The organism is Chitinophaga sp. RAB17 (assembly GCF_052114225.1).
GTDB lineage: Bacteria > Bacteroidota > Bacteroidia > Chitinophagales > Chitinophagaceae > Chitinophaga.
In genome coordinates this window covers 245,309-258,181 of the sequence record NZ_JBFREI010000010.1, presented here as the reverse complement: position 1 = coordinate 258,181, position 12,873 = coordinate 245,309, and the positions used below count along the sequence as shown (strand labels likewise).

The 12,873-nt window shown below is 46.9% G+C and carries 8 protein-coding genes; 1 reads left to right on the top strand and 7 read right to left on the bottom strand.

Going from position 1 to position 12,873, the window contains the following annotated elements; translation table 11 throughout:
• Positions 1-10: 10 nt before the first annotated feature.
• On the bottom strand, positions 11-3,331 hold the full coding sequence (locus AB4Z08_RS27755; protein WP_441577046.1) for a HEAT repeat domain-containing protein: 3,321 nt from the start codon (positions 3,329-3,331) through the stop codon (positions 11-13).
• 179 nt (positions 3,332-3,510) lie between these two features.
• Entirely contained in the window at positions 3,511-4,614 is a 1,104-nt protein-coding gene (ychF, locus tag AB4Z08_RS27750; protein WP_441577045.1) for a redox-regulated ATPase YchF, read from the bottom strand.
• A gap of 67 nt (positions 4,615-4,681) precedes the next feature.
• Here ychF and AB4Z08_RS27745 point away from each other — a divergent pair, with 67 nt between their 5' ends.
• The gene (locus AB4Z08_RS27745) at positions 4,682-5,914 is read left to right on the top strand and encodes a nucleoside recognition domain-containing protein (protein WP_441577044.1); all 1,233 of its coding nucleotides are present in this window, start codon (positions 4,682-4,684) and stop codon (positions 5,912-5,914) included.
• Positions 5,915-6,029: 115 nt separating this feature from the next.
• Here AB4Z08_RS27745 and AB4Z08_RS27740 read toward each other — a convergent pair whose 3' ends face one another.
• The 5 genes from AB4Z08_RS27740 to AB4Z08_RS27720 all read right to left on the bottom strand — a co-directional run bounded on the left by AB4Z08_RS27740 (position 6,030) and on the right by AB4Z08_RS27720 (position 12,749).
• On the bottom strand, positions 6,030-7,436 hold the full coding sequence (locus AB4Z08_RS27740; RefSeq protein ID WP_441577043.1) for a SusD/RagB family nutrient-binding outer membrane lipoprotein: 1,407 nt from the start codon (positions 7,434-7,436) through the stop codon (positions 6,030-6,032).
• A gap of 11 nt (positions 7,437-7,447) precedes the next feature.
• Complete coding sequence (locus AB4Z08_RS27735; RefSeq protein WP_441577042.1) at positions 7,448-10,585, bottom strand: SusC/RagA family TonB-linked outer membrane protein; 3,138 nt, start codon at positions 10,583-10,585, stop codon at positions 7,448-7,450.
• Positions 10,586-10,983: 398 nt separating this feature from the next.
• Complete coding sequence (locus AB4Z08_RS27730; RefSeq protein ID WP_441577041.1) at positions 10,984-11,727, bottom strand: hypothetical protein; 744 nt, start codon at positions 11,725-11,727, stop codon at positions 10,984-10,986.
• A gap of 177 nt (positions 11,728-11,904) precedes the next feature.
• Positions 11,905-12,405, bottom strand: coding sequence for a PH domain-containing protein (locus tag AB4Z08_RS27725; RefSeq protein WP_441577040.1), 501 nt, complete (start codon positions 12,403-12,405; stop codon positions 11,905-11,907).
• A gap of 44 nt (positions 12,406-12,449) precedes the next feature.
• A complete protein-coding gene (locus tag AB4Z08_RS27720) occupies positions 12,450-12,749 on the bottom strand; it encodes a thiamine-binding protein (protein ID WP_441577039.1) in 300 nt (99 codons plus the stop codon).
• Positions 12,750-12,873 lie beyond the last annotated feature (124 nt).

Sequence of the window (12,873 nt, the reverse complement as noted above, 5' to 3'; positions counted from 1 at the left end):
GGATTACTTTTTAAGATACTCTGATCGCTGTTGGCAATATCTGAATAGGCAGTTCAACGGCATATTGCTGCTGTATGTTGCGCATGATGTCAATACAGCGTGCTTTGTCTCCAATGGCCACCGTAGCAGAAATATGAGCAATGATATGTCCGATATAGGTGGCGGCCTCCGCGGATTTCCCGGCTTCCTTTTCCAGGAATCCGAAGATTCTTTCTTTGGCGACACGGGCTTTATTTACGCGGCTGAGTACTATCCGGAAATAGGGTTCCAGCTGTTGCAGGTAATCCAGGTTCCCTGCCGCATAACGTTCCAGGTAATTGGTGGCAAACAACTGCATGGACTCACTGGGATGCTGACTCAGTTTCATGAGGTAAGTGCTGCCATCTGCTTCCCGGAAGAAACGCATCAGCAATTCCCTGCCAAAAGCCTGTATATCCGGTCTTACGCTGTCTGCTACGGCAACCAGTGTTTCCGGCGACCAGTCATTTTCCCCAAACTGTGTGCGGAAAAACTCCATGGCATTTTGCCGGGTGTCTTCCCATTTTGCATCCAGTAAACCAATAGCGGCATCACGTTCATAACGGATGCGTTCAATATTTTTATGGAAGAAATTCCAGCTCCATTCTCTTACACCCAGCAATTCGTGATTGCCGATAGCAATCACCTGTTTCAGCGACAATGCCTGTGCAGGGATATACTTGTCCAACACTACGAGCCCAAACTCCTGGGCGGATCTGTAATTGGAATATAACAGGCGCAAAGCAGTGGCGGTATCTACATCCTGTAAATAATTGACCAGTTCATTACTGAGGATCGCCGCAATATCAGCATGCATGCCTTCCGCGGTTTCCTTACGCATCAGTCGTGGCACCAGCTCATTTACCAGGTATATCGCCAGGCGATTATCCTGCTGCACCAACTGGCTGATCAACGGACGAATCGCATTTCGTACGTCCGTGTACGTATTTAATACAATATGGAGTATCAGTTCAGGTCTTGCCAGCAATTCGTTCGACCCCATGGCGCTCAGTATATCCACGCCAGCTGCTCTTACGGGTTGGAAAGTATTATTCAGCAGGTTTTGTAAGAGCTCATCTGATATCTCCGTATAATTGAAATGTCCCTGTTTGAGCAGCAGTAACCTGGCAGCAAAGGCGTGACAGGCAGCTACCGGGCTTTTCAGCAGGTCTTCTATTATCGGTATACCCGTTTCCGTTAGTGCTTCGCGGCAGAAGTATTCAATGATACTGCAAGCATCATTCAGGTTGTCGTTCCCTGCATCTGTAGCTGTTTTCAGCTCCAGTAGACCCTGGATAGCCTTAGTGCTGAGTATGCGGGCTTTGTCCAATGGCAGATAACTTTCGTTGAGCTGCTTACGCACAAAGTTGCGTACTTCTTTATAGGGTGAAAAGATCAGCTGCATGAGGAAGTCAGCATCCCCGAAACAAATCGCCTGATTTTCGCTGATCCATTGCAGCCCCTGTATACGTGCCAGCTCCAGCGGGCTTTTTATTAATACATAAAATAAGCCCAGTTCTGGTTTCGCAGGGTTATACCTTTCCTTTGCCAGTTCCAGACCAAACATAGAAGGAATGCTGAAGGGATTGGCCAATAATCCGGCAATCACCTTTTCATCCATTTTATCTTTCAGACTGCGATAGTCGGGATGCGATTTCAGTTGCTCCATGGCAAAAATATGTACTACTTCCATCCGTGCAGAAATCAGCAACTGGATGAAAGCCTGCGGAAGTTGTTGCCATAAGTGCAGGTACGGAACATCGCTCACAGGACGTACCGACGCTTTCTCCGCCTGATATTCTGGTGGCACCGCTGCCGTGGTAATATTTTTTTCTGCTCCACCCAGCCAGCCGAATAACTTCTTCAACAGGTTATTCTTGTCCTGATTTTTGACTGCATCCGGATTGGCACCCAATACCTGTTTATTCTTTTCCGCAGCATCCTCTTCTTTGAACATCCATTCTTTGTTGCCGGGCAACAAAAGCATGTTGGGTGCATTACCACGCAGTATATAATTAAGATATACCGCACGGGAGTTAGCCGGGAATTGTTTATAGATGGTAACATACCGGCCATTCACATATCCGTAATCGCGGGACTGGTATTCCTTTGTCGCATCTCTTTCCTCTTCGTATTGCAGCAGCAGCGCCGTTGAGAGGCGAACATACTGCATATCATCAGCTGCCCCGAATTGCTGCAGCTGGCGCAACACGCGGCGATGCAGATATGCACGTGTTCTGTCGGAGTACGCGAGTTTGCTGGTGGGGCGCTTGAGTTCTTTGTCGGCCTGGAAGGACTCTTCCAGTTCCGGTATAAACACTTTAGGCACCACTGTTTCTCCATCGTAGTCGGTTCTGGCACCGGGATTTACGAACATAGAGGCTTCCCGTTCAAATCTGGCAGCCAGCAACGCCACCATTCCCTGATCATCCCGCAATTCGGCCTGTTTAAAAATGTGGCGGATATGCTGGAAATAGGATGGTCTTAATGGCAACTGGTGTAACAGTGCTACCATGACCTGGGCGACCGTTCTGTTTTCGTAAGCTACCAGGTACAGATCTTCCAGCAACGGATAGTTCAGTTGCTGTTGTGTGAGGACTCTTTCCTGTAACAAATTGAAAAGGGCGGCTACATCATTGGAGCCGATAGTGGCCTGGAATATTTCAGGGAGGCGTTGTAAATAGGAAAGTACATGTGCGCTACGTTCTTCCGGTGGCAATACCAGGAGCAGGCCGTTGGCCGCGAGCATCCGGATATTCAGCGGCCAGGAGCCATTATCCGCATAGGAACGAAGTACCGGGATGGCAGCGGGATCGGCACATTTGGCCAATGCCCACAGTGCGGAATAGCGTTGCAATGCATCTCCTTTCTCTACCAGTTTTATCAGGTAGGGTACAGCTTCTTTTATTTTCCATTCTCCTGCTTTCCAGATGACGCGTGAAGTTTTCCAGTTGGTTTTATAACTGGAAATGCCTTCTATGGCGTCCTGCAGGCGTCTTAAAACAGCGCGGTGTTTTACATCTGTAACCAGGGTAGTATCTACCGGTACAAATGATAAATCCTGAACAGCTTCCTGTTCTCCCAGATAGCCTTTGCTTCGTTTTTCCTTTTCAAGGGCATCGAATATAGTAGTGGCGGCGGTAAGTGCTACAGGGCTTACCGTTTTGGTACCATCCTTCAGGGTTCCAAACCGTTTTCCGTATCTAAAGTTAACAAGATACTGTTCCGGGCCAACTTCACAAAGGTCAATTTCATAGGTCTTATCCGAGTTTCCTTCCCGGAAAAAGAGTTTTACGTTCCTGACAATTCGCATGAGCTAACATTAATAATAGTCGGCTAAGCTAATAAAAGAATTACAAATTGGAAGGACAAATTGGAAAGCGTGGATAAAAATTATATATGCGTGGACGTTAGGGGGTTAAATAGTGACGGGCCGGAATAAATCCGACCCGTCGAGTGTTGTAACCTTCACGGATATTTTCATGAAGTATCTTAAACGTTGAAACGGAAGTGCATCACATCTCCATCGGCAACAATGTATTCTTTTCCTTCTATGCGCAGGCGTCCGTTATCGCGGGCAGCTGATTCAGAACCGTATTTTACGTAGTCCTCGTACGCAATTACTTCTGCCTTGATAAATCCTTTTTCGAAATCTGTGTGGATTACGCTGGCAGCCTGTGGTGCTTTCCAGCCTTTGTGGATGGTCCAGGCACGTACTTCCTGCACGCCGGCAGTGAAATAGGTGATCAGCTCCAACAGGTTGTAGGCAGAACGGATCAGGCGGTTCAGGCCTGGTTCAGTCAAACCATATTCACTGAGGAACAGTTCCTTATCAGCCGGTTCGTCCATTTCGGAGATCTGGGCTTCAATGGTGTTGTTCATCACGATCACAGTAGCATGTTCTGCTTTCACAGCTTCCTGCAGGGCCTGTGAGTATTTATTACCTGTGTGAAGAGAAGCCTCATCTACGTTGGCCACATATAAAACGGGCTTTTCGGTGAGGAGGAACAGGTCGGCAATCGCTACACGTTCCTCCTTGCTGAGGGCCAGTTCGCGGATATTACGACCTTTTTCCAGGTGTTCCTGGCATCTTTTCAGTATTTCAAATTCTATTTTTGCTTTAGGATCGCCACCGGTCTTCGCCATTTTCTCTGTGCGGGATACTTTACGTTCCACGCTATCCAGATCTTTCAGCTGCAGCTCGGTATCAATGATTTCTTTGTCGCTCACCGGGTTAATTTCCCCTTCTTCCCGAAGAATGTTTTCATCTTCGAAGCAGCGGATCACGTGTACAATAGCGTCTACCTCACGGATATTGGCGAGGAACTTATTACCCAACCCCTCTCCTTTGCTGGCGCCTTTTACCAGGCCGGCAATGTCCACAAACTCGATAGTTGTAGGCACTACGCGTTCCGGTTTTACCAGCTCTTCCAGTTTATACATACGTTCGTCAGGCACATCCACCTGTCCCACATTGGGTTCTATAGTACAGAAGCGGTAGTTGCTGGCCTGCGCCTTAGCGCTGTTGCTCACCGCATTAAACAAAGTCGATTTTCCTACATTCGGCAATCCTACAATTCCAACTTGCAAAGCCATTTTTTAAAATTTGCGCAAAGATAGGTTTATTTTAGTTTATTTGTTGATTGAATAAACCAATAATCTAATGGCATTAAACTACGTATGGCTGGGATTTTTTCTTATTGCATTTGTTGTAGCAGTTTTCAAGTCGGTAGTTTTACAGGACGCATCGGTTTTCGGGGACATTATGAACGGCATGTTTGCCAGTGCTAAAACCGGTGCAGAGATCTCCCTGGGCCTGGCCGGAATCATGACGCTATGGCTGGGAATCATGCGGATAGGCGAAGTAGCCGGTATGATCAACCGCTTTTCCAGACTGGTCAATCCTTTTTTCTCGAAATTATTTCCGGATGTACCCAAAGGGCACCCGGCAATGGGGTCTATGATGATGAATTTTTCCGCCACCCTGCTGGGACTGGACAATGCCGCCACTCCTATGGGGCTCAAGGCCATGAAGGAATTGCAGGAGATCAATCCCAAACCGGAAGAAGCCAGTAATCCACAGATTATGTTCCTGGTACTGAATACGGCGGGTATGGTGCTGATTCCTACTTCGGTGATCGCCATCCGGCTGGCAGCTGGTGCCGCCAACCCCGCAGATATCTTCATTCCCACGGTCATCTCCACCTTTATGGCGTTTATCATGGGCATGGTCACCGTTTCCATTTTTCAGCGGATCAACCTGTTCAAGCTGCCGGTACTGATCTTCCTGGGCATATTTGCTGGTATCATGGCCCTGCTATGGTTCTGGGTAAATAGTCTGCCTCCGGCAGAGATAGGCCCTAAAACCGCTGCTCTTGGTGGCGCGATCATTTTTGCGATTATTATTACCTTCCTGGTGGCAGGTATGGCAAAAAAGATAAATGTATATGATGCCTTTATTGAAGGCGCTAAAGAAGGATTCCAGGTATCTGTGCGGATCATTCCTTACCTGGTGGGTATGCTGGTAGCGATCAGCGTATTCCGTACAACCGGCTGTCTGGATTTTATTACCAGCGGCATCGGGATGTTATTTGCCTGGATGGGAATCAACACTGATTTCGTACCTGCGTTACCGGTAGCCTTTATGAAACCGCTGAGTGGCGGTGGTGCACGGGCGCTGATGGTAGATATCCTGAAAACACATGGCGTGGATTCCTTTGTCGGCAAGTTGGCCAGCATTATACAAGGCACTACGGAAACTACTTTCTATGTACTCGCGGTATACTTTGGTTCTGTTAATATTAAATTGACCAGGTACGCGCTGGCGGCAGGTCTCATCGCTGATTTCTTCGGCATGCTCTGCGCGATACTGCTGGGCTACTACTTCTTCCATTAATGCTGGTAATAGAATTACGAATTTCAAATTACGAATTACGGATTACTGAGAAGATGTAAGCGAATGAGCTTCTCCTCTGCAATCCGTAATTCGTAATTTGAAATTCGTAATTCTCCTACTGGTCCCACCAGATATGATCCGTTAATTTTACAGAAGGCATATTAGCGCCGTTACGGCTTTTCTCGGTATCCGGATAAGCCAGCCGCCGGATAAATGTTGTCAGCTGGGCATTTTCAGGGAGATTGAAATTTTTGTATTTATAATCATAGCGACGGGCATCATTCCAGGTGTCCGGATGCAGGAACTGTGCGGCATATTTCTCTTTCAGAATAAGGTCCAGTGTAATAGCCCCCTCACCCACGCCCACTGCGGGATTCCGGAGGTAAGCATTCCGCTTTGCGGTATCCACCCCCACCTTATCCATGTTCGCGGTAATACCCTGTATATAAGCATCATAAGCGGTCTTTTTATCACCGCTCCTGAATGCTGCTTCGGCGGTAATAAACCGGCACTCAGCATAGGTGGCAACCAGCAAAGGGGCGCCGGGCCCTGAATAAAAGCCTTTCAGTGAAAGGTAGCATTCTTCTTTATTGGTACCTGATCCTACCCGGCCAGCACCGTTGATGGTGCCGCGATAATCTCCAAACCTGGTGGTATCGGTAATCAGCGGCAACCGGGGATCAAATACGCCGTAAGTCTTCCCATTGAGTGCATCTACAAAATGAGCGCTGAGCCAACCATCCAGGCTATTATTGGCGTTGTTAACGGCGGCCTGATTCCAGAGGCTGAGCGACTGAAACTGCAGCATTTGTGCATCATCTGCATTGGCGGTATACGCATTGGCCAGTGCGGCTAATACTCCAGCAGCATTATAGGTACCCTTTTTAGAGATATGATTGAGTATACGTGCCTTAATGGCGTAAGCGGTTTTTATCCAGGCACTGGTATTACCACCAAAAAGCAGGTCTTTGGAAGCATCCAGTTCGTATTTGGTATCCGTTTTTTTCAGCTGCAGGATACCATCATCCAGTAAGGATAAGCAGTAGATATACACACTGTCATCCCCCGTGTAAGGTGGCTGAATAATATGTGCATTGAATGCGCTGGAATAAGGTACGCTGCCCCATAAGTCGTTCAGCATTTCCAGGTTGATGGCCATCATCACTTCACCAGCGCCCACATGGCGGGCAGCCCCCTGTTTACTTGCCTGGTCTATCATATCATGAATGTCGGTCATGTTATCATATAGATTTTTCCAGGTAGTGCTGTAGTCAGTAGACTGGTACGTATCTGTAGCACCATCGGCGTTGGGTGATGCCAGGTATTGCACCAGGTAAGAGGTGATATTGCTCACCCGGTATACATTGGTGGCGGTGTGGTAAGTGGCGGATACCAACAAACCATTCAACGGTGGCACAGTAGCCTGATTCGGGTTATTATTGATATCCAGCGATTTGCTACAGCCCTGGAGCAGTATGCCCAGCAATGATGCATATATTAATATAGTGAGTAGTTTTTTCATGATCAGCAGTTTTAGAAAGTAACTTGAAGGGTGGCCAGGAAACTACGTGTAGTCGGGTACGTGAACCCTGCAAAAGCATCCACATTACTACCGGAGCTATTTGAACTGGATTCCGGATCAAAGCCAGTGTAGTTGGTATGCAGCCATATATTGTTACCTGTAAGCGTAATGCTGGCGCCGGAAATCAGGTGGGTGGCACTCAACAGAGACGCTGGAATCTGATAGGTAAAACTCAGGGTGCGCAATCTGATCCAGGAAGCATCTTCCACAAAATTCTCTGTTACCCCACGATATACATTGCGATAGTATCCGGCACCATAGTTACGTCCATCAGGTCCCTTTGCCTGCTGTAGGTATACTTTCTGTGTGTTGGGAGAGCCATCTGCCAGTACACCGGGAAATACTGTCTGGTCAAAACGGTTGGCCGTAACCGCAGATTCACCGAAGGCTGCCAGGAAGTTAGCCAGCTGATTATATTTTTTGACGCCCTGCCGGGTGTCAATCAATACAGATAAACTGAACGGACCATAATTAAAGGTGTTGGTAATGCTACCGATCCATTTAGGCTGGGAATTGCCCAGGTATTTCTGTGTGCTGTTGATCAAAGGGAAGCCTGCACTGCTGCCTGTTTGCCCAATGATCATTGGTTTGCTGTAATCGATCATCAGCGGGTCTTCCTTGTCGCTGCCGTAATACCGCTGATAACTCCTACCGAAGATGGCACCTACCGGGTAGCCTTTAATATATTTCATGGTAGCGGTAGAACCGGCGTATCCGAAATGCTCCGCAACATCGACTTCATCAAGGCCCTGGCCAAGACTAAGTACTTCGTTATGATTGGAAGAGAAATTGATCCGTATGTCCCAGTTGAAGTTTTTTGTTTTGACCGGGGTAGCATTTAATGATACTTCCACTCCGCGGTTACGAATGGATCCTATATTGGTGTAATAGTCTTCGTAGCCTGTTGCATTCGACAACTTTAATGGGATGAGGAGATCTGTACTTTTGGAAGTATACCAGGTCACGTCTACGCCTAAACGGTTATTGAGAAAACGCAGCTCCGCTCCTGTTTCAAAAGTATTGGTGAACTCAGGTTTCAGGTTAGGATCTCCCAGCCGGTCGTCGCGGGTCCAGCCAATAGCGGAGCCTCCGATGGGACCATCTACGAGTGGAATATAACCGGAACCGGTATTATAAGGCACCGCGTCTTTCCCAATCCTGGCCCAGGAAACCCGGAGTTTTCCGTACGATAAAATCCTTTCGGGAATTTTCAGATGTTCTGTAAACAGATAAGACAGGCTGACGGATGGATAAAAGAACGCACGGTTGGCTTTAGGTAAACTGGAGCTGATATCTGTTCGGCCAGTCAGGTTGAGGTATAGCCATCGATCCCAGTTAAGGGTCCAATCACCGAAAATACCCATCAGGTAATAATTCTGGAGATTTTGTGAGGTCAGCACCTTTTTCGCATTCTGCAGAATCAACAGGTCTGGTATGTCGAGGGTATCTGCTTCGACAGATACCTGTTTAAATTTTCTCGAATAGATATCCTGCCCGATTTTGAGGTCGGAACTCAGTTTGGAGCTGATCTTATTTTTAAAATTGAAAATCAGCGTAGAAGAAAGCGCTCTTTTGTTGATGGTATATTCATCTACGAATCCAAAACTGTTGTCGGTGCTGGGTACTTCTCCCACTACCCCTTTGGGCCCTGGAGCAGCATGCGTCATGCCACTGTTGTAAGTATCAGTTCCTGCATTATAAAGGATGTCCAGCCATTTGAATGGACTATAGGTAAAGTTGACATTTCCTATCAGCCTGTTTACGTTATCTACAAAACGATTGCTATACACGGTGTACATGGGATTGTCTGTAGTTCCGTAAGTTTGCTGGGTACCATCTTCTTTTATATAGTCGCGTATGTTCCAGCGTGGTGACCAGTACACCAGTTGCTCTCCGTAACGGTCAAAATTAGCACGGTTACCGCCGGAGTTAATATAGTTGAGGGAAACGCCCATTTTGAATTTTTCGCTTACCTGCGCACTACCACTCACCCTGGCCGAGTAGTTTTTATAGTTACTGAAAGGGAGAATCCCGTTCTGGTTAAACTGGGATAACGATGCTGCATATACGACTTTTTCAGTGCCACCGGAGATTCCCAGGGTATTACGGAACTGGCTGCCGGTATTATAGGCTTGCTTGTATTTATCGTACAACACTTCCGGATGGGTGGAGTCGAGTTTACGTGCATCCGCCACCGTTGGTCCCCAGGAGGGCCAGAAGCTCTGGTTATCGTATATGCCATTGTTACCCTGACTATAGGTATTTTGTACATCGGGGGTTTTACCTATCCTTTCAAAGCCGGCAGTAGTGCTAAAGCTGACTCTCATCCGCCCCGCCTTACCGGACTTTGTCGTGATGATTACCGCACCGTTACCTGCACGTAAGCCATACAGGGCGGTTGCTGCACCTCCTTTCAGGATAGAAATACTTTCTATGTCGTCGGGATTCAGATCTGCGGCTCCGTTGCTCATGCCCCGGGTTTCATTATTACCAACAACATCGGTTTCATTATCCATGGTGATACCATCTATTATAAATAAGGGCTGACTATTCCTGCTGGGATCCAGGGAATTGATTCCCCGGATCAGGATACGGGACCCTTGTCCCGGTGCGCCACCTCCGCTGGAAATCTGTACACCCGCCGCTTTACCCTGCAGTGCATTCACTACATTCGATTGCTTAGACTGCATCAGGTCGGCCCCACTTACATCCTGGACCGCATATCCCAATGCGCGTTTTTCCTTTTTAATACCCATAGCAGTTACCACTACCTGTTCCAGATTACGGGTATCGGGTTGTAACTGGATATCGATTGTGGTGCGTCCGTTCAATGGTTGCTCCTGCGACAGGTAGCCTACTGAAGTAAAAATGAGGATGCTGTTGGCATCGGGTACTGTGAGCCGGTAAGTTCCATCTACCCCTGTAGCGGTTCCCGAAGCACGGCCCTTTACCTGGACAGTGACACCGGGTATCCCCTCGGTTGTGCCGGAGGTAGTTACTTTACCTGTAATAATGTGATTCTGAGCGAGCAGCAAAAAGGGTAAGAAAAGGAAAGCGCCCGCCAGCGTCATAGCGTACAATGACTTCATGGCGATAGATTTTGGTTAAGAAGTTGTTACTTAAATATACGGGATCAAGTTGAAAAGTTGGGAGATAGTATGAATTTTAAGCATAAAGTTTATAGTGCATAAAGAACACCCGTCATTATAGTCAGCATTACCTTTTCATTACGTAGGCTCCGTCCAGGCTATGCTTAGCACCCGCTAAGTACCTATAGAAGCACTGAAGTAGAGGTGGACTTGATGCGGGGATGAGTTCCGGGTGTATAACCGGGATGAAATTGCATCAGAAGACGGATGGAGGTCGGAAATGGCCATAGCAATGCTGCTTCCCTACCAGGGGGTAGCTGCGGAAAGAGATGTACTATTCAAAAGGAAGCAGGTATAAGGGGTTTATTCATCAAAATATCTCCGGGGGCAAATTAGCTTTATTCCAGTTGAATGATAGCTGGATATGCGTGAGTATAGGTAAGGTTGGGAAGCAATCTTGTCTGCTTTGGGTACCTACGTTTATTCGCAGATTTGGGTACCTGTGGCGCTGCCACCGCAATAATATCGGCGGCCATATATTGTCTGCTGCGCGATGGGCCATCTTTGTACATCGCTCTTACCTGGAAAATCACTACCAGTGAACCCTCCCCGGGTACATCCAGCGAAACATTTGTTTCCTGGAAAGTGGTATCGGGGGCTATCATGAGCGTAACCGTTTCGCTACCCGTCACCTGGCGTGATATAAAATCAATACGCGTGGCGATCACTTTTACTTCGAGGGCAGCAATGCCTTTATACCCATCGATGGTTTGTACGGGAATATTTAATATCCCGTTAGGGAGAAGCCGGGGAGCCACCGCAAAAAAGCGATCTATTCCGGTATGCTGATTGAAGCGGAAGCCAGTTAGGGCCGCATGATGATCACCGGCAGCAATGAGTAGCTTGTTCAGCCGATTGATGTGGCCGCCGTCACAGTGGATATCCAGGTTGCCGTAAAAAGCATGGCGGATAAAAGCACCTTTCCTGCTGGCGATGCCAAAGCGTCTGGATGCGCGACGGGTAGCAGTGGTTTGCCGTACGCTTTCAGGCATGGAGCGCAGGAAGTAGTTGCCATTGCGCTTATACCCAATGAGAGGGCCGAGTTTTCCCGTAAAAGGAATGATAGACATTTGTTTTGCCATAGGAGATTATTTTGATTACTATAAATATAAGATAATTCGGGGAACGTGTTTTCGGGATAGATGGAAGATTAGCTACCGGAAAAATCGAGAAAGTGAAAGCTATAAAAGCGAAGATCCGGTACAGTCTGTGACTGTCCGGATCTTCGCTTTTATAGCTTTATGCAGGTGCTTATGTTGTCAGATCGCTGCTATGTTAATGATCTTATTGACCTTCTTTACAAAATCCTCTGCTTCTGAAGGGCTGATCAACCATTTTTGTTTATCTGATTCTATCAGCACCAGGTTTTCCCGGTTGGTACACCAACGTTGGTACTTTCCTATTTCGCTGGAGCGGTAGGTACCCAGGTATCCGAATACGCCTCCAAAAGCCRGTAAACGGGAACTGTTACCCAGGTCTTCTTCAGTTATACTTCTCAGTCTTACCACATCTTCCATCTCAATGGTGATACTATAAAGCGGTCGTTTGATAAGTATAGCCGTTGCCGTGATAGTATAATATTGGGGACTCAGGCTCCAGGCGACCACGATAACCGGTATCAGAATAAACAGCAATATTGTTGTAGTAACAGAGTCGTGAGAAATATCAGTGATCTGTCTGCATAAAAAAACCAATGTAAGAATGATGACAAGGTTAGTGACCAGTTTTGAATTATCATCCAATGGGGCGGCGTATCGCATAAGTTCCTCTCCTTTTGTTCGACCGGTAAGATAAAAAAATTTAGCTATATGCTGTCATACTTCCCTGTTTTTTCTTCCATGGTTACATCACTGTCTTTTCTTATCTGCATTTTTATATACACTAATAACTGAGACGCACCTGCTTTAAAACATACTTCCTGGGTTTTACGAACCACTTCCATCAGCTCTTCGTAGGTTCCTTCCATCACTGTTTCGAAAGGGCATACCCTGTATTTTACACCGGATGCCTGGATCACGGCAATGGCTTCATCTACAACCGCATACACCTGCTCTGAAGGCACGGAAGGAATGATTTGTAGTGCTAAATTGATCTTGTTACTCATCTTCTTAATTATTTATTATTTATTGATTATTAGCTATTTAATAAGATATATCTACCAGATTAGTTTAAATAAAAACGCTTCCAAAATAATAATTTTTTACGGAACCGGTATAGAATAGTCGTTC